The organism is Bradyrhizobium iriomotense, from assembly GCF_030160715.1.
Taxonomy (GTDB): Bacteria; Pseudomonadota; Alphaproteobacteria; order Rhizobiales; family Xanthobacteraceae; genus Bradyrhizobium; species Bradyrhizobium iriomotense.
Genome location: NZ_BSOW01000004.1, coordinates 38308 through 61298, shown reverse-complemented (window position 1 = coordinate 61298; position 22991 = coordinate 38308). Strand labels below are relative to the sequence as shown.

Sequence of the window (22991 nt, the reverse complement as noted above, 5' to 3'; positions counted from 1 at the left end):
GGACAAGCCGGCCGTGACACGGTGTTGATGTTGCTGTCGAGCCGTTCCACTTGCCTTGAGCCAAACGATGAGCCAGACCGTCGCAGTCCTCGACATCGGCAAGACCAATGCAAAGCTTGCCTTGTTCGACGGCGGCCGGCTTCTCTGGGAAAAGTCGGCGCCCAATCGCGTTCTGCCGGGCCCACCCTATCCGCACGAAGATGTTGAGAGCGCTTGGAACTTCTTCCTCGATGCACTCCGTGAGGCCGCGCGCACGCGTCAGATCAGTGCGATCGTTCCGACCGCGCATGGCGCAGCCGGTGCCTTGATCGGCGAGATCGAGCTCGCCGCTCCGGTCATGGACTATGAATTCACGGGCGTAGAAGCGATCGAGCCCGACTATGCCAGGCTGCGGCCGCCCTTTTCGGAGAGCCTGTCGCCGAAAGTGCCGGCCGGCCTCAATCTCGGCCGGCAGCTCGCCTATCAGAAGTGGCGCTATCCGGACCTCTTCGCCAAAGCGAAGTACTTCGTTGGCTATCCGCAATACTGGACCTGGCGCCTGAGCGGCGTCGCGGTCTCGGAAGTCACCACGCTCGGCGCCCATACGGATCTCTGGGCGCCGCGGCGGGGACAGGTCTCGAGCCTCGCCAAAGCTCTCGGCGTCGACCAGTTGCTGCCGCCGCTGCGCCGCGCCTTCGATCCGCTCGGTCCGATCAGGCCAGAAATCGCTGCCGTAACCGGGCTCGCGCCTGAAACGCAGGTCTTTTGCGGTATCCACGATTCCAACGCTTCACTCCTGCCCTACCTCGTCTCGCGCCAGGCGCCGTTCACCGTGTTGTCAACCGGCACCTGGGTGATCCTGATGTGTGTGGGCCTTTCGCTCGACCAGCTCGATCCTCGCGACGATACGCTCGCCAACGTCGACGCGCTGGGCCGACCCATCGCCTGCGGACGCTTCATGGGCGGACGCGAATACGCCGCCATCGCGGGCGGCAGCGGTAATCCCGATCTTGACGCGATCGAGCGCGTCATCGCCTCGGGCGCGATGGCCCTACCCTGCTTCTCCAGCCATGGCGGACCTTATGCGACGACCAAAGGCGTGATCCGCGGCGAAGTCGCAGCGCGCGACCGAACCGCACTCGCGACGCTCTATTGCGCTCTGGTCAGCGATCTGATGCTGACGCGCATGGGAGCAACGAGCGGCGATCTCATCGTGGAGGGAACCTTCGCCGGCAATCTTGCATTCTGTCAGACGCTCGGCGCGTTACGACCGACGCAGCGCGTGTTTGCTGCGGACGACGCCGCAGGCACCGCGCGCGGCGCCGCAATGCTTGCGCATTGGCCACCCTCCTATCCCATCGTGGCCCCGACGCCCGTCCCCGCAGCCCCGGTCGCCGGCCTTGACGCATATCGTGACGTTTGGACGGCACAGATCGGCCTGATCGGTCGCTAAGCCGATCGCCGCATTGGACCAATCAGCAGTCGGTCTGGTCGCCTAAGACATAGGCGGTACGCCGATCTACCTGATCTTGCGCGCAAAGAAGTTCTGGAATGCCGCGAGCGCCTCGGGCGAGCGCATGCGCTCCGCGAAGAAGTGGTTCTCCTGTCCGATCCGTCGCTCGATCTCGTCGGTCGGAGGCTTCAGGAGCTTGCGTGCGATCGCGACGGCGTCGGCCGGGAGCGCACAGATTTCGCGCGCCACCTTCTGGGCCTCGACCACGGCGTGCCCGGGCGCCACGACCTGGTTGACGAGGCCTGCCTCCCTCGCATCCTCCGCACTCATCTCGCGGCCCATGACCAGCATCGCAAAGGCGCGCTGGTGCCCGACCATGTGCGGCATGAGCAGGCTGGTGGCGCCATCCGGCACGAGGCCGTACTGGATATAGGGCGAGGAGAACGTCGTCGTCGTGCTCGCGATCACGTAGTCGCAGTGCACCACCATCGTCATACCGATGCCGATCGCGATGCCGTCGACCGCGGCGATGATCGGCTTTTTGTTGTTGACCAGCGCTTCCAGGAAAATCACGGAATTGCGCGGCCGCGCGCCATCGTCAGCCTCGGTTGCAGCCTTGAGAAAGTCGCCGATGTCGTTGCCGGCGGTGAAGACACCCGAACGCCCCGTCACGATCAGACAGCGGATGGCCGGGTTGGATTGCGCCGCGTTGATGGCGTCGCTCATCGCCAGGTACATGTCCTGGGTAAGCGTGTTCTTCTTCTCGGGACGTCGCATCGTGATCATGCGGGTGGCGCCGTCGTCGGTAACGATGATGTGCTCGGTCATGGCATCCCTCGCAAATCCACGCTGACAATCGCCGGAGCGCGTCCTAGTTCGACTTCTTGGGCGGCTTGGCCGGATCGACGGCGCGCGCCCCTTCTCACGGATCGTACTTCTCGGCCGGCACGGGAATCCTGTCGAGACCCGCATTATACGCCATCTCGTCGACCTTCGGGTGGTTTTCGAGCGGCGGCCCCGAATTCCCGCGGCTGCGACCAAGCCCAGGGCCTTGGCCGCGGACTCCGACATCGCCACCGCGGCCGAGACCAGAATGCGCCCCCGTCATTAAAGCGCGGCAAGGGCGACGGTAACGAGCAATGCATCGCGATTGGTACTGCTGTCAGCGCGGAATAACACGTCCTGGATTCATGATGTTCTTGGGATCAAACAGCGCTTTGATGCCCTTCATCATGTCCAGCTCGACGGTCGACTTGTATGATCGCATCTCGGCCACATGGAGCGCTCCGATACCATGCTCGGCGCTGAACGTACCATTCATGCCAACGGCAATGTCATAGATCGCCTTGAATACATCCTTCCTCGTCTGGGCCTGATCTGGAATCCTGTCCCACCGAGACTTCTCGAAGATCACGTTGTAGTGAAGGTTACCGTCGCCGACGTGGCCCACGACCGCGATCTCCGCCTCCGGGAAGGAGCCTTCGACCTTGCGTTGAGCGACCTGCAAAAACTCGGGGATGCGCGCGATCGGAACAGCGATGTCGTGCGACATTCCCATGCCATACTTCTTGTGAGATTCGGTGACGCTGTGTCTCAAGCGCCAGAATGTCGCTCTCTGGCTCTCATTGACCGAGACGACGACGTCGGCGATGCGGCTGTCCTCCATGGCTTCGGCAAGAGCTGATTCAAGGCTGTCGTTCACGCTGACATCTTGGTCAGTCGCGATGTCCACCAGAAGGAACCAGCCATTGCGCTCATCGAACGGGAAAGTGATATCAGGGAAGATCCGCTTGACGATGCGCAGCTCGCTTCCGGAAATCAACTCCATCGCAATGATCGAGGTATCAAACGTCCGGCGCAGCGGTTCGGTAATCGCGGTCAGGTGAGCGATATCGTCGAAGGCGATCAGCGCTGAGGTCAGACTCGACAGGCTAGGGAAAAGCTTCAGCGATACGGCCGTAACGATGCCGAGCGATCCTTCGGCTCCGATAAAGAGGTGCTTCAGATCGTAGCCGGTGTTGTTCTTGCGAAGCGTGCGCAAACCATTCCAGATACGACCGTCCGGCAGGACCACTTCCATTCCTAGAACGAGGTCGCGCGTGTTGCCATAGCGCAAGACACTCGTTCCCCCGGCATTCGTGGAGACGTTGCCGCCAATCTGGCAGCTTCCCTCCGCCCCGAGGCTGAGCGGGAAGAAACGGCCAACACTGGCTGCCGCCTGCTGAATATCGGCCAGCACACATCCCGCCTCGGCCGTAATCGATCCGTCCAGCGGATCGGCGGAGATAATCCGGTTCATGCGACTTAGCGACAAGACGATGGAACGGCCGGTGCCGTCCGGAACCGCGCCGAGGCAGGTGCTGGTGTTTCCACCTTGTGGAAAGACCGCGACCCCACTCGCTTGGCAGATGAAGAGAACGGCGGATACTTCTTCCGTGTTGCCCGGCAGCACGACACACAAGGTGCTTCCACGCGCACGGCCCCAAAAATCCTCCAGATACTTCTCTGCGTCGACACCCTTCTTCACGTATTTGCTACCGAGCCGGGCCTCGATGGCAGCGACCACGTCGCTATTGATATCCATGATTCATAAGTCCGATTGAAGCCGACTGGGAGATTAAGAAAATGGAAAAGCGACCTGCGCTGATAGAAGCCGGGTCGCACTTGACCGTCGGCTTGCCTTCCTCAGTTCGCTACCGGAACGGTATAAGCCAAGGGAAGCCGACCGCCATCGGCGTAGATGGTTTGACCGGTGATGTAGCTGGCGCTCGGCGAAGCCAAAAAGAGCGCGATCTCGGCGATCTCGGCCGGCTGCCCCAAGCGCCCGATCGGTGTCCGCGCCATGATCTTGCGATGCGCTTCCTCGTCGTTTCCGATGATGTTCGCGAGTTGCTCGGTATCGATGCTTCCAGGGCCGATTGCATTCACGCGGATTCCATAACGTGCCAGGCCGAGCGCCATGACCCGAGTCAATTGGTTCAGTCCCCCCTTCGACACAACGTAAGGCACGATATGCGGGCTAGCCACGATAGCGTTGATCGAGCTCATATTGATGATCACGCCGCCACCGTTGTTAGCCATGTGTCGCGCGGCCGCCTGACCGAGAAGGAACGGTCCCTTCAAATTCACGCGCAGAACCCGATCGAACTGCTCTTCGTCGAGATCGAGAAATTCCGCCGAATGGCTGATGCCGGCATTGCACACGGCGATGTCGACGGTTCCGAACCGCTCGATCGTGCGGCTCACAAGGCCTTCGACCGATCGCTTGTCGCCGACGTCGCATTCGACGAAAATGCAGCTGTCTTCGCCGTACGGCGCCGCTACGGATGTCCCCTTCGTGACTTGAGTATCCGCTACGACGACCTTGGCGCCGGCAGCCACGTAGCGTTCGACGATCGCTCTTCCGATGCCCTGGGCACCGCCCGTGACGATGGCGACCTTGCCTTCAATACGCATTCGAAGGTGCATCCCACCTAAGTGCGCGCGGCGAAGCATCACCGCGGCGCTTCTATTTTCAGTATCCCATGTGTATTCTGAACGGTACGAGATGTCAAAGAAACTTCACCGATGGCTTGCGATGCCTCAGCGGCGGAAAGATGCCAACGCGGGCCTGCAAAAGCGCGGACGGCCCATCTGCCGATCTTCTTCGCGCTCGCGACGAATGCTATAGGCTTCAAAAGAAGCAGCCTTTGCGCGACGGAGACGAGGAATGCCGAAGAAAACGCCTCAGAGGGATGGTTTGAAGGCGCTGAACATTCTGCGAGAGCGCATCCTCCGGCTTGAGATCAGTCCCGGCTCTGTGATCGATGAGAATGCATTGGCCTCGATGCTGTCCGTTTCCCGCACGCCCGTGCGAGAGGCGATCATTCAGCTGATCTCGGAGGGGCTCGCCATCCGAGATGGCCGTTTTGCGCGGGTCGCCCCGCTGAATTTCGATGATATCCCGCGACTTTACGAGGCTCTTCTCGTGTCGAGCCGCATGATCATAAGACTCGCCGCGGAGCATCGCACGCCGGACGACCTGAACGACATCAAAGCGATGCACGAGGCGTTCGAAAAGCATAAGTACAGCGGCGACGCCATGCATCGTCAGGATGCGAACGTCAATTTCCACCTGGCAATTGCGCACGCAGCGCACAATCCGTACTTTTTTGATTTCTACCGCAAGACCTTGACGGCCTCCTCGCGCCTGTCTCTTGCCTGCTTTGCCGGAGCGGCAAAAAATGGCGCGAATACGGGAGCAGTCTCCGAGAAATCAGATGCGGAGCTTTTCGCCCATGTGACCGAGACATCGCGCCAGCATGGGCTCATGGTGAAAGCTATTCAGAAGCGCAACATCGAGGAAGCCGACAACCTCGCGGTCAAGCACCACGAACTTGCCTGCAACCGCATCAAGCATCTCATGTTCTCGTTGCCGACTTCGACAGCCAATCTGGTGCTTCACCCGAAAGCGGCTGCAGCCTAGAGCCGGCGCGACTGGGGCGGCTATTTCATGGACGCTTCGAGTGCCAGCATCTCGGGAAGCAACCTAGCCAATTGAGCTTCGGTCGCTTCGCTCGCCTTGCGAAGGGGCAGCAATGGCTCGCCGCACGGCCGGTCCACCAATCGCAGGGCCGCCTTGAGCGGTCCAGGATTGTGTTCCGAGAATAGAAGCTTGAGGAACGCGCGAATCTTCGAATGCAATTTCAGCGCGTCGCCAAGCTTGCCTGTCTTCGCGAAGGCGTCGATCCTGTTCCACACGTTCGGGAGAATGCAGGATGACGCAATCAGACCGCCGCGGGCACCGGCAGCGACGTGCAAGGGGTAGACATCTTCGTCACCCGACAGGATCGAGATCTTTTCGCCGGCGGCCTCCAGAACGCGCATCTGCAGGCCGGTATCCGCATTGCAAGCCTTCATCGCCACAATGCGCGTCGTCTGCGCCAGCTCGTTTACGGTCTCAGCGGTGAGCGAAACACCGGTGCGATAGGGAAACTCATAGAGAACCAGGTCCGCGTCGAGGTTGTCGGAGAGAGCCTTGAAGTAGTCGATGATTCCCTCTTGCGTCGGACGGACGTAGAAGGGCGTCGTAACCAGAAGCCCGTGCGCGCCAGCGTCGAGCAGGCGCTTGCCGCTCTCCAGAGCCTCGCCTAATCCCGGTGCGATCAAGCCTGCAATCGTCGGGACCGCACCGTCGACGGCCTCGATAGTTGCGCGCACCATATCGAGCTTCTGGCGGTCACTCAGGGAAACGTACTCGCCCGTTCCGCCGATAGGTGCGATCGCGGATGATCCATGATCAATCAAGTATCGCGCAAGGTCCCGGACCGACTCGGCGTCGATGCACCCGTTCTTGATCGGCGTCGGCGTAGCGGTCACGATTCCGGATAGGCCCTTGATGTTCATTTCAGTTCTCCGAACCATACTAAAACTGCGTGTAGACGCGCACGCGATTGGCAGCTCCATGCCCCAGCCGGTCTCAATCCTCGCTACGCAGCACGACCAGATCTTCAGGATCCCAACGCAATCCAATGCTCTCGCCGACCTTGTACCGATTTTGCGCCGGGAGCGAGGTTGATTTCACCTTGAGCAAGGTCCCATCGGGCAGCTCGACGGCCAACGTCGTCATGCTGCCGATAAAGGAGACGCCAACTACTGTACCCCGTGCTGTTGCGGTCGCGGGCGTCACCTCGCCCTGCCCGTCTCGAGCGACGTGAATGCGTTCCGGTCGAAGCATGATCTCGTATCGTTGTCCGCGAACCAGACCGCGATGATCCGGGACCTTGAGCGAATAGCCGGTCGCGATGCGCAGGTCGCCGGCGTCGTCGACACTTCCCGCCAAGAGGTTCGATTCTCCGATGAATTGCGCGGCAAACCGACTGATCGGCTGAAAGTACAATTCATCCGGCGTACCAAGCTGGACGATGCCACCATTGTTCATGAGGCAGATCCTGTCCGACATGTTCAGAGCTTCTTCCTGATCATGTGTGACGTATATGAAGGTCGTTCCGATCTCGCGATGCAGGATCTTGATCTCGTCTTGCATCTGCTCGCGAAGATTCTTATCCAGGGCGCCTAGCGGCTCGTCCATCATGATGATCGCCGGCGAGTAGACGATACAGCGCGCAATTCCGACGCGCTGTTGCTGGCCGCCGGACAGTTGCTTGGGTTTGCGATTCTCGAAGCCCGTCAGCCCCACGCGCGCCAGCGCATCAGTCACCTTGGTCCGGATATCGTCTTTCGAATATCCCCGTACTCGGAGCGGATAGGCGATGTTGTCGAACGCGGTCATGTGCGGCATCAACGCGTAGTTCTGAAAGACCATTCCGATCCCCCGCTGACGGGGCGGCGCATTGGTTATGTCTTTCCCATTCAGCAATATCCGGCCCGAACTCGCGGGGTATCCTCCCGAAATCAGATTCAGAAGGGTGCTCTTGCCCGAACCGGATGGACCAAGCAGAGTCAGAAACTCGCCTTTCCGCACCGACAGCGAAGTCGAGCGCAGCGCAAAAACAGACCCGAAGCTCTTCGAAACGTCTTTCAGCTCAATCGAAGTCAGCTCAATTTCACGCATTCCATTCTTCCCCGTCGATATCGGGCGAATTCTTCCGGGAACACGACGCCGCCAACTGGCCGACGGCCGTCCTAGCTCGATTGCTCTCCACCCTTTTGAAGTGCTACGTTGATCAGGCAAACAACCAACGAGACAGCCGTCAGGATCGTTGAAACCGCTGCGATGACCGGCGATATCTCCCATTGAATCGCACTGAACATCTTGACCGACAGCGTCGTCGTGTTCGGACCGGCGAGGAACCAGGAAATCACGACCTCGTCGAACGAGATGAGGAACGCGAACAACGCACCCGCAGCGATCGACGGGTAGAGTTGAGGCAGAACCACGGTCATGAGCATTCGGAGTCGGCCCGCGCCCATCAACATGGCTCCGAATTCGAGATTCGGATCCAGCTTCTGAACGCCCGCACTGATGATCACCAGCGCATATGGAATGACGAACATCGTATGCGCGACGATGAGTCCCAAAGTTGTTCCACCCAGCCTCAACGTCGAAAAATAGAGATAGATTCCCAAAGCGAAGACCACGGATGGGATCACCAGCGGGCTCATGATGAGAGCCAGAAGAAACTTCTTGCCTAGGAAATTGAACCTCACCAATCCATAGGCCGCGGGCACAGCGATGAACGTCGCGATGACAGTAGTGCTGAGCGCCACACGCAAGCTGAGCAACAGCGGCTGCGTCCAAGCCTCTGTCGAGAAGAAGATCCTGTAGAGATCAAGCGAGTAGCTAGCTGGCGGAAACTTCAGCTCGTATTTCGACCCGAATGAAACTGGCGTCACGATGAGGCTCGGCGCCAGCAAAAACAGATAAACGCCGAAAGCAAGGCCGGTGCCGAGGATCTGGAGACAGCGTTTGCGCCAATCTTTTATGATGTGAGATTTTCCGGACGTCACGACGCAATCCGCCCTTTGGTGCGCCGGATCAGCGTCGCCGGAATTGCGAAGATACCTACGAGCGCGAACAGCGTGACGCCCACCGCCGATGCAATGTTCCAGTCGAGGACCTCTCTGGTGTAGAAGTCTACGAGGTTTGCCAGCATCAGATCCTGCCGACCGCCGAGCAGCGCCGGGACAATGAAGAAGCCGAGCGCCATGACCGCGACGCTCAGGACGCCTGCGAGTACGCCAGGCGCGCTCAAGGGCAATGTAATCGTGAGGAAGATTCGAATTGGCTTGGCGCCCATCACCTCGGCCGCACGATAGAGGGCAGGATCGATGGCGAGCAGACTCGCCAGAACGGGAAACACGATGAGGGGCGTCAGATAGTTCGTCATGCCGACCATCACGCCGAATCGGTTGAATATCAGGGGCAGCGCGACCTGCGCGCCGGTCAGCCAGGACAGGAAGGAATTGATGATCCCTTCCCTGCCCAGGATGATGGTGAAGGCGTAGCTCTTGACCAGAATGCTGGTCCAGAACGGCAAGAGCACCAGCACCATCAACGCCGCTCGTCGTCGGGCCGTTTGTCGGGCAAGATGAAGAGCAACGATATAGCCGAGCACCAGGCTGATGATACTAGCCCAGAAGGCCACCACCACGGTCGTGGTCATTGCTCTATGAAAAAGACTGCTTTTCAGGATAGTCCTGAACGGCTCGACGGATGTTCCTTCCATCGTGCTGAAGTAGAGAATGAAGGCGATCGGAACCAACGCAACCAGAAGCGACAGAATTGCCGCTGGAGCAACAAACGGTCCGGCACCCCTGGTTGCGCTTGTGACCACAACGATTCCTCTACTGCCGCCGGATGCCCATCAGCTGAGCAACCACTCCTTGAAGCGACGCTCGAGCGGCTCCAAGTTTCCCGCCCACCACTCATCGTTGATGAACGCGTTGTTCTTGGACTCCATGTTCGGAAGCCACTTCAACGAGTCCTTCGACAGAAGCGGGTAGGCCTTGCGGCTGATCGGCGCTCCACCCTTCGCTTCCATGCACGAGGCCTGATACTCCGGCTTCATCGCGAAAGACAGGAACTTGAGGGCATTCTCCCGGTTGGGAGCATTTTTCAAAACCGCGAGATATTCGACGCCATTGAGCGTCTGGTCGAATGAGAAACCGAGATTCGTCGATTGATCACGGTTGCTTGCCTGGATTCGATTGGCGTAGGTGTAGCTGAAGTCGGTTTCGCCCGTCTGCAGCAAGGTGACCGTCTGCGGCGTCGCCTCAACCCATTTCGCCACGCTCGGCCTAATCTTCTCAAGCACGCGGAAGGCGCGCTCGACATCGAGCGGATAGAGGTCCGCTGGCGCGACGCCATCGCCTAAGAGAGCGAGCTCGAGAGTTTCCATCGCGCGCGAACGCAGGGTTCGGCGCCCAGGGAAAGCACCGACGTTGAAGTAATTTGCAAAGGTCTTCGGATGCTTTCCTTCCGGGTACCGCGCCGGATCATACGCGATGCCGCCAGCGAAGGTATAGAACGGAACCAGATACTTCTGCTTCGGAAGCAACAGGTCGTTATCGTCGAAAAGACCTGACGGCAGTTCTTCCCAATAGCCATGGAAGGCGCCACTGGCACCCATCGAACCGGGTGCATCGAACACGTCCCACTGAACATTATTGGTCGTGATCTGCGCCTTGACCTTGGCCATATCGGGCGTATCGAGGACCGTGACGCGGATGCCGGTTTCCTTGGTAAAGGGCTTGACGAGGCCATCCTCGATGCCTTGGCGATAGTTGCCACCCCACGTCACCAGAACAAGCTCAGAGCTCGCCGCCCGGCTGGTGTTGATGTTCGGAGCAGCCAAGAGTGCGGCAGCAGCGCCAGTCGTGACTTTGAGGAAACTTCGGCGATCCGTTACAGAACGATTCCTAGAGCGTATCATTGTATTCCCCTCCCATTGGTTGCACTCGCTACAGAAGCGGAGGCGTGCACCTCATTTCTTGCTCCGGTCAGGTCCAACCAGGATTCGCTTGCGGGGCTCTGATCGAGGAAGAACGCAATTGTTTCCACGGCCCCTCTTTGATGATCTCGCCAGCTTCCACATACACGACGACATCCATTTCATGGGTCGCGATCAGTCTCGTCATGCCCGCGGGTGACACTCAGCACCAGCGCCCAGATCGCCGTAACGAGCAGGTCGTCGGTCGTCGCCACGGACACGCCTCCAGGACCCGAAAATCCCCGCTTGCTGGTTTCAGAATACGATACGTATACCGAAATGCGAGTCAACGCTCTTTTTCAAGCATGATGTCTATTCACCTCGACATTCCATCCGATTCAACGGACCGGCTGCGCGGCGTGGCGACAAACCTCCTGATCGTTCGTTGTTGCTGGCATATCGAAGGCTCGAGCCATGGGACGAGACTGGGCAGGCAAAAGGCGCGCTTGGTCAGTCGCACTCAGCCACTTCGTTCTGCCCCATATGATCCGGGCGACGCAGGAAAGACGACTGTCTTATCGTCGTTGACCAGCACCCGACGATGTATGTGTGCATGGACCGCGCGAGCGAGAACCTGGCTCTCCACATCTCTTCCGAGGCTCACGTAGTCTTCCGGGCTCTGCGCATGTGTCACGCGAATAGTGTCTTGCTCGATGATCGGGCCCTCGTCGAGGTCAGCCGTTACGTAATGCGACGTCGCCCCGATCAGCTTCACGCCGCGCTCGAACGCCTGCCGATAGGGATTGGCACCTTTAAACGAGGGCAGGAACGAATGGTGGATGTTGATGATCCGCCCGGACATCTTCCTGCACATTTCGTCGGAGAGAATTTGCATGTAGCGCGCCAGGACGATGAGCTCGGCCCCGGTCTCCTCGACAATGCGCATCTGCTGAGCTTCGGCGTCGGGCTTGTTTTCCTTTGTGACGCGGATGTAGTGGAAGGGAACGTCGTGATTCACGACGAGCTTCTGGTAGTCGAGGTGATTTGAAATCACCGCAACGATATCGATCGGGAGCGCACCGATCCGCCATCGGTACAGCAGATCGTTCAGGCAGTGGCCAAAGCACGACACCATGATCACGACTTTCATTCGCCTGGATGCGTCGTGTATCGCCCACTGCATGTCGAACTGCTCCGCGACGCTAGCGAAACCCTCGCGCAAGGCTGAAAGCTTCGTACCTTCCTCAGAGCGGAAGCTTACCCGCATGAAGAAGCGATCAGTCTGCGCGTCGTCAAATTGCGAGCTGTCCGTTATGTTGCAGCCGCTCTTCGCGAGGAACGTCGCAATCGCGGCAACGATGCCACGTCTTGCCGGGCACGTAACGGTGAGAAGAACATTGGTCATAGGCGATCTCGACTGGATTGGCAGTTGCCTGCCGGATGATGAAACGGACTTGGCCTTTTCAAACCGTCAAACCGGCAGGCTCAGGTAGATTTCTGACGCGATGAGCTGCAGTCAGGGTGTTGACGAGAAGACAGGCGATCGTCATAGGCCCCACGCCGCCCGGAACTGGCGTAATCGCGCCGGCAACGGCAGCCGCCTCACCGAAATTGACGTCGCCGACCAGTCGAAACTTGCCGTCGCGCTCGACACGGTTGATGCCAACGTCGATCACGGAGGCGCCTGGCTTGATCCAATCCCCCCGGATCATCTCGGCACGTCCGACCGCGGCGATGAGGATGTCGGCGCGCCGACATACCGATGCGAGGTCGCGTGTCCGGCTGTGGGCCACTGTAACCGTGCAATTCGCCATCATCAGAAGCTGTGCCAGCGGCTTCCCGACAATGTTTGACCGTCCCACGACGACCGCCTCAAGGCCGGAAAGGTCGCCATGAATCTCCCTCAGCATCATCATGCAACCGAGGGGCGTGCACGGCACCAAGGCCCTCTGACCGGTCCCCAGAAGCCCGACATTCGAAATGTGGAAGCCGTCGACGTCCTTGTGTGGCGCAATCGCATTGATGACGCGATCTGCATTCATATGCGGCGGAAGCGGCAGTTGGACCAATATGCCGTCGACGGCCGGATCCCGATTGAGCTTCGCGACCAGCTCCAGAAGCTCATCCTCGGAAGCATCCGCGGACAGTCGGTGCTCGAACGAGTTCATTCCGACTTCGCGGGTCTGAGTGCTCTTGTTGCGGACATAGACCTGCGATGCGGGATCTTCACCGACGAGCACGACCGCCAGGCCACAGGTGATTCCATGATCCTCGCGAAGTCGCGCTGCGGCCGCTGCCGCCCGCCGGCGAAGCTCGGCTGCCGTGGCCTTTCCGTCGATAATTCCACGTTTCATTCTGCCGCTCCGATTGCCTGGAAGGGATTCTGCTCAGGCTGCCGCATATAGTTCATCGTGTTCACTCGAAACGGAGGGCGCGCCGCGAGGCTTGTCTCGATAAGCCGGCATGGCGGCAGCCCTCGGGGGCGCATTAGCTTACGCAATTCTTTCCTTGAAGAACTCTAGATCGACGTTTCCTCCGGAAAGCACGACCACGGCCGTTCTGCCCCGCAGATCGATCCGCCCGGCTAATAGCGCGGCAAGCCCCACCGCGCCGCCAGGCTCGACAACCAGCTTCGCCGTCTTGAACAACAGTCGAACGGATTCCGCGACGTCATCGTCGGAAACCGCGAAACCGCCGGCGAGATTGCGACGGTTGATGGGAAAGGTAATCTCTCCCGGGATTTGAGTGACGATTGCGTCGCAAATCGAGTTCGCGCCGACGCGGTTGCCGGTACGCTCGCCTCGCTCCAACGAAACTCGCGTATCGTCGAAACCTTCCGGCTCGACGCAATAGACTTCGATCTCCGGCCGTAGCGCCTTCAGGGCGGTCGAAATGCCGGCCACAAGTCCGCCTCCTCCGACCGGGCAAAGCAATAGATCGGCTCGCGCACTCATGGATTCGAGTTGATCGGCTATCTCCATTCCGATTGTGCCCTGCCCTGAGATGATCATCTCATCGTCATAGGGAGGAATCAGAATGGCTCCAGTTCTTGTGGCAATCTCCTTCGCTATTGCCGCTCGATCACCGCTGTGGCGATCATAGAGCACGACATCTGCGCCGAGCCTTCGCGTATTCTCTCGCTTTAGAGCCGGTGCGTCTTCCGGCATCACTACCGTCGCCGCGGTACCAAACGCTCTGGCTGCGGCGGCAACGCCCTGGGCATGGTTTCCCGATGAAAATGCCACCACGCCTTTCTTTCGCTGACCGTCTCCAAGAGAGGCGATCTTGTTGAAGGCCCCTCTGAACTTGAATGATCCCGTCCTCTGCAGATTCTCGGCCTTAAACAGGACACGACCGCCGATACGATCGTTGACATGATCGTATTCAAGCAGAGGCGTGACGACTTGCTTTCCATGCAACCGCGATCGCGCCTGCGAAATATCATCGATCGTTATCATTGCGGAATATCCATGGCCTTAAGGATCGACCGATTGAGCGCGCACGTACCGGTTCAGCGTTCCAATGATTACTTCGAGACGGCCTTGCCGAACCCGATCGCCCGCTCCACGATCAGCACGATACCAAGCGTGCCCAGCACCAGGAGCGCGGAGACCGCGGCAACGAGCGGATCAGTCCAGCTCTCCACGTAGTGATAGAGCGAGACCGGAAGCAACTTCAGCTGCGTTCCGGCGATGAACAGCGAAATCACGACTTCGTCGAACGAAACGATGAAAGCGAGCGCCGCCGACGCGACCAGTGCAGGCGTCATGAGCGGAAGCGTGATCCGGCGGAAGACCCGCCAAGGGTCCGCTCCGAGCGTCCCGGCCGCGTCCTCGACGAAGGCAGGCATGGTGCTGAGCCCGGTGATGAGCACCCTTAGGGCGTAAGGCAGGGTGATGACCAGGTGCCCGATGATGACCCCGGGCCAGCTCCCGACTAGGCCGTAGCCGGCGAATATGACAAGGATGGCGAGACCCAAGACGATGCTCGGCAGCAAAAGCGGCGCCGTGAACAGGGACGTCAGAGCGTCGCGGCCGAGAAAATTCCAGCGTGTCAGTGCGACAGCGGCAGGCATCGCGACAATGAGCGTTATCGCGGTTACGCACGCGGCAATGATCAAGCTGTTTCGAAAGGCTGTTACCATCTCCTCATTGTGAAGAAGCGCAACATACCATCTCGTGCTCCACGCAGATGGTGGCCAGGCCACGTAGGCGTCGGCGGAAAATGAGATGGGGAATACCAGGATGACTGGAGCAAGCAGGAACGTCATTATCGAAGCGATGCACAGCGCGTGAAAGCCTCGCGAGATCTTTGGCATGACCAGCCTCCCTTCACTCTACGATTTTTGAGAGTTGGCCGTAGAACAGCAAGGCCGTTCCGAACACGATCAATATGAGTACCGACAGGCAGGCCGCAACCGGCCAGTTCAGCGTAACGATTGCCTGGTCGTAGATCTCGGTTGCGAGCAGCGCGACCCGACCGCCTCCAAGCATCTTGGGCGTAATGAAGCTGCTCACTGCAAGCACAAAGCAAAGGAGGCATCCGAGCAGAACGCCGGGCATGCTGAGCGGCAGGACAATCCGCCGAAAGACCGTGAGAGGTCCTGCTCCAAGGGTCTCGGCAGCCTGCTCCAGGGTCGTATCCAGCTTTCCAAATCCGGAAAGCAGGGACAGTATCATGTAAGGCATGAGGATTTCCGTCATGCCGATGACGACCCCAAGCTGACTGTTGATCAGGCGCGGCGGCGTCACGTTGAATGAACGCAATAGTGCCGGCAGGAAGCCCTGATCGCCGAGTATGACCATCCAACCGTAGGTGCGCACGACGGCCGAGATCAACAGCGGCGAAATACATAACACGATGAGAAGCGCCTTGGCTTTCTCGGCGCGGCTGACGAACAGCGCCAGCGGATAGGAAAGCACCAGCGTGACCAGCGTGATGAGCGCGCCGATCCAGATCGTTCGCCACAACATCGACCAGTAGTAGGCGTCACCGACCAACGAGCTCCAGGTCGCCAGATCCATGCCTTCCTTCATCGAGCCCGTCGCCGTCGCTTCGCGGAACGACATCGCCACGAGATTTGCGACCGGCGCGATAAAGGCGATGACGTTCACGAAAATTATTGGCAGAAGAAGGGTGAGGAGCAGCCGTCCACCGCCGCTTCTTGCATCCGCATCGACGGTCGAAACGGTCATCCTGCGATCTCCGTGGAGAACGTCAGAGTGTCCCGCGTTTTCCATCGCAGCGTGACGGCATCGCCGGGCTGGAACGGATCCGCCATCGAGCTCGTCGCTTTTTCGACCTGCAGGAGACCGCCCGTTGTTGCCACCTCATACTGAAACGTATCCCCGACGTAGGTGACATGTCGGATCGTGCCGGCAATGGTGTTCTCCTCGGCCGAACCCGCGCTCGCCGTGCCCCACGCTCCCAGATCGATCCGGTGAGGGCGGATCATAATCAGGACACGACCTGTGCCACCACCATCCTTCACCTGAAGCAAGGAGTCACCCACGGCGATGGCGCCGTCGCTCCGCCATTGCCCCTCCAGTCGATTGATCCGCCCGACGAACTCGGCCACCATCGGCGTTGCGGGGTTCTCGTAGATGTCGTGAGGAGTGCCGATCTGCTCCAATTTGCCGCGGTTCATCACGATGATCCGGTCGCAAATTGCCATGGCTTCCGTTTGATCGTGCGTGACGAAAACGGTAGTCATCCGCAGGCGTTGCTGGATGTCCCGAATTTCACCGCGCATGTTGTCGCGCAATTTTGCGTCGAGATTGGAGAGCGGCTCATCCAGCAGCAGAATATCGGGTTCGATCACCAGCGCGCGCGCAAGAGCGACGCGTTGTTGCTGCCCGCCTGAAAGCTCTCGAGGCTTGCGTTCCGCGACGCCGCTGAGGTGAACCATCGCAAGCGCCGATTCCACCCGCTTTGCGATGTCCGCGTGTCTCGCCTTGCGCATCTGCAGCCCGAACGCCACGTTCTCCGCGATCGTCATATGCGGGAAAAGAGCGTAGGACTGGAACATCACCCCCATATTGCGTCGGTAGGTCGGCAGCCGGGTGACGTCCTGACCGCCGACCTTGATCTTGCCCGACGTCGCCTGGACTAGACCGCTGATCATCCGAAGGGTCGTGGTTTTGCCACAACCCGACGGGCCGAGAAGACCGAGCAGTTCGCCCTGTCCAAGCGAGAACGATAGATCGGACACCGACGGCGCAAAGTGGCCGTACCGCTTCTCTAAAGATTCGACCTCTAGATACAATTTTTGCCCGCCACTTGCGTGACGCTCCTGCGCTGGATGCCGATCTTCGGGAAACCTAAAAGGCGCGATGAACTTCTAATGGATCGTCATCGCGCCTTAGTGCCTTTTGGGCATGAAAGACCGCCCACACCTTTCCGGGGCATGGCCTAGCTGCGGCTAATGACGTTCCGACGCCACTGCTCGGTGATCTTGTCCCTGAATTTGGCGACTTCGATCCAATCGACATCGATCATTCGTGCCATGCGCTCGGGTGTTGCGGCCGTCTTTTTCCGCGCCTCCTCGGAAATTGCAGCACCCTTGTTGGTTGGCACGTAGTACAGCGCCTCGGTGAAGGTCGCCTGCGCTTCCGCGCTCAGGGCATATGACATGAACTGAAGAGCCGCCTCAGGCTGCTTGGACCCGTTGACGAGGTTGATCGTGTTGATTTGCGCGATCGATCCCTCTTCAGGCATTGCGACTGCCATGCGATCGGCATTCTGCTTCGAGATCGTTTGCGCGCGCGCATTATATCCGATGCCGAGATCGACAACCCCATTCGCAACCGCTGCATAGGGATTTGGTTTCGGATCCCAGGTCTGGACCAGCGGAGCCATCTCGCCCAGCAGCTGGATCCCCTTGTCTATCGACTGGCGATAGTCCCCGCCTCCCGCCAGCTTGTTGGCGATGAGCGTCAGTCCGACTCCGAGCAAATTGGGAGGAGCATCGATCGCAATGCGACCTGCATGCTGCTTGTTCCAAAGCTCTTTCCACGACGTCGGCGGTGTCGGGAACTTGCTAAGGGCATACATCATGACGATTGTATCGAACGTCACGGCCGGACCGGGTACGCCTTCGATAATCGCTGCGGGAACCAACTGCTTCATGACCGGAAGCTGTTCCGCGGTTACCGGCTTGTAGATGCCTTCGTCGCCGCCGGCCTTGGCGACCACGACGTCCATGATGCAAACATCGATTTGAGGCGCGGCTTTCTGGGCGCGCAACATCCCGAGATTCTGGGCCGATGTCGGCATTCCCATGTAGTCCACGCGGATTCCGGGGTTTGCCTTCATGAACGGTTCGATGACGGCTTTCTTGTAGATATCTTCGAAGATGTCGCTATACGCAGCGACAGTGATCTTCCGCTCCTGGGCACTTGCCTTGGTAACCCACGGCATCGCCACACCCATGGCGCCCAGCGCCAGAACTTTGCGTCGCGTGAAATTCTGCATCGGTCTCTCCTGTCTCACGTTGAACAATTGTCTTGCTGCGCGCTCATCTTCGGAGTCATTTTTCGGTACCCGTCCGGCCGTTAGCCCGGACAAAGATTCTGCGGAGCTCAGGCTCCGCTGGGATAATGTTGCTTCACGTATTCATCAGAGAATTTGCCTGACGCCAGATCTTCGCGGATCGCCTCGGCACGCCGCTCGGCCGGGGGACCGTAGCCACCGGCTCCCGCGGTCTCGAGCACCGCGACATCATTCGGCTCCAGGCGAATGCAACAAGCCTTGGCAGCAAGCCCGGTGACCTGCCCGTCATCGGAGCGAACGTAGAAGCGGCCGGTGGCGCCGTCTTCGCCACCGAACAATCCCCAAGGCTTGTGAACGAACCGCTCTCCGACGCCGTTGAACTCGCAGACGTGACCGATCGGCCGGATGGTGCGGCGGATTCCGAGCCCTCCGCGGAAACGACCTGCCCCTCCGGTATCCTCAATCAGGGAATATTCTTCGACACGGAGAGGATATTCGAGCTCGATCGCTTCAACGGGAAGGTTCGACGTGTTGGTGATGTTGACCTGGACGCCGTCCTTGCCGTCGAAGGTTGCGCGCGCACCCATGCCGCCGCCGAGCGTCTCGAGATAGACGTAGAGCTGCCCCGTCCGCGGATCCGTGCCGGCGAACACGGCACTGGTATTTGCGCCGTTCGTGCCGGCGACAACGCGGTCCGGGATCTGCTCGGCGAGCGCGCCGAACACGCAGTCGACGACCCGTTGACAGGAATTGGCGCGCAACGCGACCGCTGCCGGTGCGACGCAATTCACGAACGAAGCGGGCGGCGCCTTGATTTCGATCGCATCGAAGATGCCCTGATTGTTCGGCACGTTCGGATCCAGCAAGGCCTTGAGTGCGAAGCACACCGCAGACTGGGTCGCGTTGAAGACCATATTGAAATTGCCGCGCACCTGCGGGTCGCTGCCCTCGAAATCAAAAAGAATCCGATCGCCGGCCTTTTCGATCCTGAGCGCGATCTTGATGTTCTCGGTGCCCGCGCCGTCATCGTCCATGAAGTCGGTGAAGGAGTAAACGCCGTCCGGCAGCGAGGCGATCGCCTTGCGCATCCGCATTTCGGTGCGCGTAATCACCTCGGAGAAGATGGCGGAAATCCTGTCGCCACCATGTTCTCGCAGCATATCCCCGAGCCTGGACACGCCCAGTTTGCAGGCCGCGATCTGTGCGTTGAGGTCGCCGCGGCGCTCCTCCTCCAGACGCATGTTGAGAAGCAGAAGCGTCAGCAGGTCTTCATTGAGCACGCCCTTGGAGTAGAGCCGGATGATCGGAATCCGCAGTCCTTCCTTGTAGATCTCGTCGAGGCCACCAGACATCGAACCGACCGCCGCTCCGCCGACATCGGCATGGTGAATGATATTGGCCACGAATCCGATCAGGCGGGTGCCTTCGAAGACCGGCATCGCCATGTTGATGTCGGGAAGATGCGTGCCGCCGGCAACGTGCGGATCGTTGGCGATGAAGACGTCGCCGGGGTGGATGTCGTTGCCATACCGGTTCAGGATGAACTTCATCAGACCGCGCATCGACGCGAGATGGATGGGCAGCGCCATTTCCGCCTGCACCACCAGCCGCCCCTGCGCGTCGGCAATGGCTGTCGAGTGATCGTGGCGCTCCTTCACATTGGTGGAAAACGCGCTCCGCATGATGCTGATGAAGCATTCGTCGGCAATCGACTTCAGGCCGTTCCAGGCAATCTCGAGGGAAATCGGATCAATCGCGATCTCAGACATTGTTGATTTCCATCATCATGTTGAGGGCCGCATCGACCGTGATTTGAGCCCAGGGCGGGACCACGGTGGTCGAGTCGAGCTGCGTGATGATGGCCGGGCCCTTGATGGTTGTGCCCGCCGGAAGGCCCGAGCGGTCGAACATCGGCGTCGAAACGGGTCCCGCTTCGTCGAACCAGGCACCTTTGGTATCGCGCGGCTCAAGCCGCTTGACCGGTGTTTCGGTTGCCGACTGCCGCTGGGGAAGCTTGACAATGGTCCGAAGCCGGACGTTCACGATCTCGATTGGCGCTTGCTCGTCGTAATGACCGTAGGCCCGCAGATATTCCGCGAAGAATGCCGCCCGCAGCTCCTCCGATCCCAGCAAAACCGGACGTCCAGAGCCGTTCGCAACTTCAACCCCAAGCTCGTAGTTCTGGCCGACGTACCGCATGTCGAGCGACAGAACGAGACGAGTTTCGAGAGCGCCCTCGCCTTCCTGGGCAACCCAGCCTTCTCCCTGTTGGACAAGGTCCGCGACGACGGCAGCGGCGGCTGCCATGTCTCCAGTGACACGGGTCCGGCAGCTTGCAACGAAGTCTTCCTGCAGATCCGACAAGATCAGGCCTTCGGCGCACAAGATTCCTGGCGCGCGCGGGACAATGATGCGCTTGATCCCTAGTGAACGCGCTACGTCGGCCGCGTGCAGCCCACCGGCGCCACCGAACGGCATGAGAACGAATTTGCGCGGATCGTATCCCCTTTCAATCGTGACCGCTCGAATGGCGCGAACCATGTTGGACGTGACGATGCCGACGATGCCCAACGCTGCCTTTTCTACACTGAGGCCGAGTTCGGATGCGATCGGCCCAACCGCCTTGACGGCAGCGTCGCGATCGATTGTCATGTCTCCGCCGGTGAGCGTGACAGGCAATCGTCCGAGAATGACGTTGGCGTCGGAGACGGTGGGAAGCGTACCCCCGCGGCGATAACAGGCCGGTCCCGGCACCGCACCAGCGCTCTCAGGTCCTACCTTCAGGAGGCCATCCTCGCCCAACCTTGCGATGGATCCGCCACCCGCCCCAACGGTGTGAATATCCACCATCGGCAACCGGATTCGGAAGCCCGAAATGTCTCGGGTGCTCGCGATGGCCGTCCTGCCGGACTGGATGAGGCAGACATCGGTGCTGGTGCCTCCGATATCCAGGGTGATGATATCGAGAATGTCGGACATGGCGCCTGCACCGGCCGCACCAACCGCTCCTGCGGCAGGCCCGGACAGCGCTGTCCGCACCGGGAAATACGCAGCCCTGTCGACCGACATCAGCCCGCCGCTTGACTGGAAAATGCCGAACTCCGCGTTTGGCGCGACCGTCGCCACCTCGGCTTTCAGGCGATTCATGTAGCGGCCGACTTCGGGCTGAAGAAACGCGTTGATCAGGGTGGTGGAGAAGCGCTCGAACTCGCGAAACTCCGGCTGAACCTCGCTGGACACGGAAACGAAAATATTGGGGAATGCCGCACGCAGCGACGCAGCGACGCGCTTTTCATGAGCGGGGTTCAGGAACGAGAAGATCAGGCAAACCGCAACCCCCTCGATCTGCGGCTGCTTTCGCAATTCCTCGATCAGGGTATCGATGGAAGCGTCGGACAGCTCGCGAACAACCTCGCCCGCCGGGCCGATGCGCTCATCGAGCTCGAAGCGAAGCGCGCGCGAAGCCAGCGGCTGTGGCGCATCGAGTTGAAGGTCATAAATATGCGGCCGAACCTGACGGCCAATCTCGACGAGGTCACGAAAGCCCTTGGTCGTGACCAGAGCCACTTTCGCGCCTTTGCGCTGAAGCAGTGCGTTGGTCGCGACGGTCGTGCCGTGCGCGAAACGCGAAATCGCCTTTGGGTCGATACGATGCTTGTCGGTCAGCTCTCGCAGCCCATGAAGAACTGCGCGCGAGGGATCATCCGGTGTGGAGGGCCTTTTGTGAATGAGGACTCGACCGGTCGCGAGGTTCCGGGCCGAAAAGTCGGTAAATGTACCACCGACGTCTACGCCGACGACCCAGTCTTCGCCCGAGCTGTTTTTTTGAAGCATTATCGGCCTACCTATTCGCCCCACTTTGATTTGAGTTCTTGGGCATCAGAACGCAGCTTTCCGCCAATCGGCAATCTTTGGATTGCCGCTAACCATTGACGATCCCCTCGGACGCCAGAATGCGCCGCACCGATCCGGCAGCCGATCTCGGAGTGTAAGCCCCCGTAACGCCGCCAAGCGAGCGCGATGCGACAGAGAAATACCAGGCGAACCCCTGCCCCGAAACTTGAACGCGATGCTGCATTTCGTCGGTTCCAGGCTTTACCACGACGACGCTCTTGGTTCGGTCAAAACCGATGCCCGCAATTGCGATCGCGGCATGCACGTTCACGTTTCTCGGAAATTTCCGACAGGCCTCTCTTGCGGTCCCCTCGAAGACGACGCCATCAGCGCCTTCCTGTAGGCCGAGGCCGGCGGCGCTCTTGGTGGTGGTGATCGTCACGTCTTCGATGCAGTCGCGTCCGTCGACGAGGCCATCGAGACCCAGGATCGCTCCGTGGGGCAAAATGAACCGCGTACCGTTCGCGCGGCAGCTCTCGGTGATGCCGCGCTCGACATCGGGTCGGGCAAGAGCGGAGCAGCTGAACCCGCAGAGATCGGAAGACGCCAGGACACGCGGCGCGATCGTCGCCAGCACGTCCGCATGAGCGGCCTCGAACACGATATCGACCGGTCGAGCCAACGCTTCTTCGAGATCGGATGTACAGAGCCCGGGATCCAGCCCCTCGGGAATCCGCTTAGGAGAACTACCCGCGCGGGACGCCAGAACATACGCCACTTCTGCTTGGCATCGAAGTACTTCGTCGTAGATGGCCTTTCCGATGAGGCCCGCGCCGACAATGCCGATCCTACGATACTTCATC

The 22991-nt window shown here is 59.8% G+C and carries 20 protein-coding genes; 2 read left to right on the top strand and 18 right to left on the bottom strand.

Going from position 1 to position 22991, the window contains the following annotated elements:
* The first annotated feature begins 67 nt into the window (after nt 1-67).
* On the top strand, nt 68-1432 hold the full coding sequence (locus QQL28_RS06810; RefSeq protein ID WP_284262626.1) for an FGGY-family carbohydrate kinase: 1365 nt from the start codon (nt 68-70) through the stop codon (nt 1430-1432).
* A gap of 66 nt (nt 1433-1498) precedes the next feature.
* On the opposite strand, the gene QQL28_RS06805 is transcribed toward QQL28_RS06810, so the two are convergent.
* From QQL28_RS06805 to QQL28_RS06795, 3 genes are all read right to left on the bottom strand, one after another.
* Nucleotides 1499-2260, bottom strand: coding sequence for an enoyl-CoA hydratase-related protein (locus tag QQL28_RS06805; RefSeq protein ID WP_284262624.1), 762 nt, complete (start codon nt 2258-2260; stop codon nt 1499-1501).
* Nucleotides 2261-2594: 334 nt separating this feature from the next.
* The gene (locus QQL28_RS06800) at nt 2595-4016 is read right to left on the bottom strand and encodes an FAD-binding oxidoreductase (protein WP_284262623.1); all 1422 of its coding nucleotides are present in this window, start codon (nt 4014-4016) and stop codon (nt 2595-2597) included.
* A gap of 101 nt (nt 4017-4117) precedes the next feature.
* A complete protein-coding gene (locus QQL28_RS06795) occupies nt 4118-4888 on the bottom strand; it encodes an SDR family NAD(P)-dependent oxidoreductase (protein ID WP_284262621.1) in 771 nt (256 codons plus the stop codon).
* A 253-nt stretch (nt 4889-5141) separates the two neighbouring features.
* Here QQL28_RS06795 and QQL28_RS06790 point away from each other — a divergent pair, with 253 nt between their 5' ends.
* Complete coding sequence (locus QQL28_RS06790) at nt 5142-5897, top strand: GntR family transcriptional regulator (protein ID WP_284262619.1); 756 nt, start codon at nt 5142-5144, stop codon at nt 5895-5897.
* Between the two features lie 20 nt (nt 5898-5917).
* Here QQL28_RS06790 and QQL28_RS06785 read toward each other — a convergent pair whose 3' ends face one another.
* The 15 genes from QQL28_RS06785 to QQL28_RS06715 all read right to left on the bottom strand — a co-directional run bounded on the left by QQL28_RS06785 (nt 5918) and on the right by QQL28_RS06715 (nt 22990).
* Nucleotides 5918-6817 (bottom strand): dihydrodipicolinate synthase family protein, encoded by a 900-nt coding sequence (locus QQL28_RS06785; RefSeq protein WP_284262617.1) that lies wholly within the window; start codon nt 6815-6817, stop codon nt 5918-5920.
* Nucleotides 6818-6890: 73 nt separating this feature from the next.
* Nucleotides 6891-7985, bottom strand: coding sequence for an ABC transporter ATP-binding protein (locus QQL28_RS06780; RefSeq protein WP_284262615.1), 1095 nt, complete (start codon nt 7983-7985; stop codon nt 6891-6893).
* Nucleotides 7986-8056: 71 nt separating this feature from the next.
* On the bottom strand, nt 8057-8881 hold the full coding sequence (locus tag QQL28_RS06775) for an ABC transporter permease (RefSeq protein ID WP_284262613.1): 825 nt from the start codon (nt 8879-8881) through the stop codon (nt 8057-8059).
* Nucleotides 8878-9636, bottom strand: a complete 759-nt coding sequence (locus QQL28_RS06770) for an ABC transporter permease (RefSeq protein WP_284262611.1) — start codon at nt 9634-9636, stop codon at nt 8878-8880. The genes QQL28_RS06775 and QQL28_RS06770 overlap by 4 nt, the downstream gene beginning before the upstream one ends.
* Before the next feature lie 102 nt (nt 9637-9738).
* Nucleotides 9739-10806, bottom strand: a complete 1068-nt coding sequence (locus tag QQL28_RS06765) for an ABC transporter substrate-binding protein (RefSeq protein WP_284262609.1) — start codon at nt 10804-10806, stop codon at nt 9739-9741.
* Nucleotides 10807-11323: 517 nt separating this feature from the next.
* Nucleotides 11324-12208, bottom strand: coding sequence for a formyltetrahydrofolate deformylase (gene purU, locus QQL28_RS06760; protein WP_284262607.1), 885 nt, complete (start codon nt 12206-12208; stop codon nt 11324-11326).
* 58 nt (nt 12209-12266) lie between these two features.
* Nucleotides 12267-13157, bottom strand: coding sequence for a bifunctional methylenetetrahydrofolate dehydrogenase/methenyltetrahydrofolate cyclohydrolase FolD (folD, locus tag QQL28_RS06755; RefSeq protein ID WP_284262604.1), 891 nt, complete (start codon nt 13155-13157; stop codon nt 12267-12269).
* A 138-nt stretch (nt 13158-13295) separates the two neighbouring features.
* Nucleotides 13296-14261 carry a threonine ammonia-lyase gene (locus QQL28_RS06750; RefSeq protein WP_284262602.1) on the bottom strand — a complete coding sequence of 322 codons (966 nt, stop codon included), beginning with the start codon at nt 14259-14261 and terminating at the stop codon, nt 13296-13298.
* A 68-nt stretch (nt 14262-14329) separates the two neighbouring features.
* Nucleotides 14330-15073 (bottom strand): ABC transporter permease, encoded by a 744-nt coding sequence (locus tag QQL28_RS06745; protein ID WP_284262600.1) that lies wholly within the window; start codon nt 15071-15073, stop codon nt 14330-14332.
* A 61-nt stretch (nt 15074-15134) separates the two neighbouring features.
* A complete protein-coding gene (locus QQL28_RS06740; protein WP_284262598.1) occupies nt 15135-15998 on the bottom strand; it encodes an ABC transporter permease in 864 nt (287 codons plus the stop codon).
* Nucleotides 15995-17068, bottom strand: coding sequence for an ABC transporter ATP-binding protein (locus tag QQL28_RS06735; protein WP_284262596.1), 1074 nt, complete (start codon nt 17066-17068; stop codon nt 15995-15997). Before QQL28_RS06735 ends, QQL28_RS06740 begins: the two co-directional genes overlap by 4 nt.
* A gap of 146 nt (nt 17069-17214) precedes the next feature.
* Nucleotides 17215-18369 carry an ABC transporter substrate-binding protein gene (locus QQL28_RS06730; protein WP_284262594.1) on the bottom strand — a complete coding sequence of 385 codons (1155 nt, stop codon included), beginning with the start codon at nt 18367-18369 and terminating at the stop codon, nt 17215-17217.
* Between the two features lie 14 nt (nt 18370-18383).
* Complete coding sequence (locus QQL28_RS06725; RefSeq protein ID WP_284262592.1) at nt 18384-20063, bottom strand: hydantoinase B/oxoprolinase family protein; 1680 nt, start codon at nt 20061-20063, stop codon at nt 18384-18386.
* Nucleotides 20056-22128: a hydantoinase/oxoprolinase family protein gene (locus tag QQL28_RS06720; protein WP_284262590.1), complete on the bottom strand. Its 2073-nt coding sequence runs from the start codon at nt 22126-22128 to the stop codon at nt 20056-20058. Before QQL28_RS06720 ends, QQL28_RS06725 begins: the two co-directional genes overlap by 8 nt.
* Before the next feature lie 88 nt (nt 22129-22216).
* Complete coding sequence (locus QQL28_RS06715; RefSeq protein ID WP_284262588.1) at nt 22217-22990, bottom strand: aspartate dehydrogenase domain-containing protein; 774 nt, start codon at nt 22988-22990, stop codon at nt 22217-22219.
* Nucleotide 22991: the final 1 nt, after the last annotated feature.

Coding starts and splice junctions, on each gene's coding strand:
- QQL28_RS06800 (WP_284262623.1), bottom strand. CDS start 4,016: ATGGATATCAATAGCGACGTGGTCGCTGCCATCGAGGCCCGGCTCGGT.
- purU (WP_284262607.1), bottom strand. CDS start 12,208: ATGACCAATGTTCTTCTCACCGTTACGTGCCCGGCAAGACGTGGCATC.
- QQL28_RS06805 (WP_284262624.1), bottom strand. CDS start 2,260: ATGACCGAGCACATCATCGTTACCGACGACGGCGCCACCCGCATGATC.
- folD (WP_284262604.1), bottom strand. CDS start 13,157: ATGAAACGTGGAATTATCGACGGAAAGGCCACGGCAGCCGAGCTTCGC.
- QQL28_RS06765 (WP_284262609.1), bottom strand. CDS start 10,806: ATGATACGCTCTAGGAATCGTTCTGTAACGGATCGCCGAAGTTTCCTC.
- QQL28_RS06740 (WP_284262598.1), bottom strand. CDS start 15,998: ATGACCGTTTCGACCGTCGATGCGGATGCAAGAAGCGGCGGTGGACGG.
- QQL28_RS06750 (WP_284262602.1), bottom strand. CDS start 14,261: ATGATAACGATCGATGATATTTCGCAGGCGCGATCGCGGTTGCATGGA.
- QQL28_RS06780 (WP_284262615.1), bottom strand. CDS start 7,985: ATGCGTGAAATTGAGCTGACTTCGATTGAGCTGAAAGACGTTTCGAAG.
- QQL28_RS06745 (WP_284262600.1), bottom strand. CDS start 15,073: ATGACGTTCCTGCTTGCTCCAGTCATCCTGGTATTCCCCATCTCATTT.
- QQL28_RS06810 (WP_284262626.1), top strand. CDS start 68: ATGAGCCAGACCGTCGCAGTCCTCGACATCGGCAAGACCAATGCAAAG.
- QQL28_RS06795 (WP_284262621.1), bottom strand. CDS start 4,888: ATGCGTATTGAAGGCAAGGTCGCCATCGTCACGGGCGGTGCCCAGGGC.
- QQL28_RS06785 (WP_284262617.1), bottom strand. CDS start 6,817: ATGAACATCAAGGGCCTATCCGGAATCGTGACCGCTACGCCGACGCCG.
- QQL28_RS06790 (WP_284262619.1), top strand. CDS start 5,142: ATGCCGAAGAAAACGCCTCAGAGGGATGGTTTGAAGGCGCTGAACATT.
- QQL28_RS06720 (WP_284262590.1), bottom strand. CDS start 22,128: ATGCTTCAAAAAAACAGCTCGGGCGAAGACTGGGTCGTCGGCGTAGAC.
- QQL28_RS06725 (WP_284262592.1), bottom strand. CDS start 20,063: ATGTCTGAGATCGCGATTGATCCGATTTCCCTCGAGATTGCCTGGAAC.
- QQL28_RS06715 (WP_284262588.1), bottom strand. CDS start 22,990: ATGAAGTATCGTAGGATCGGCATTGTCGGCGCGGGCCTCATCGGAAAG.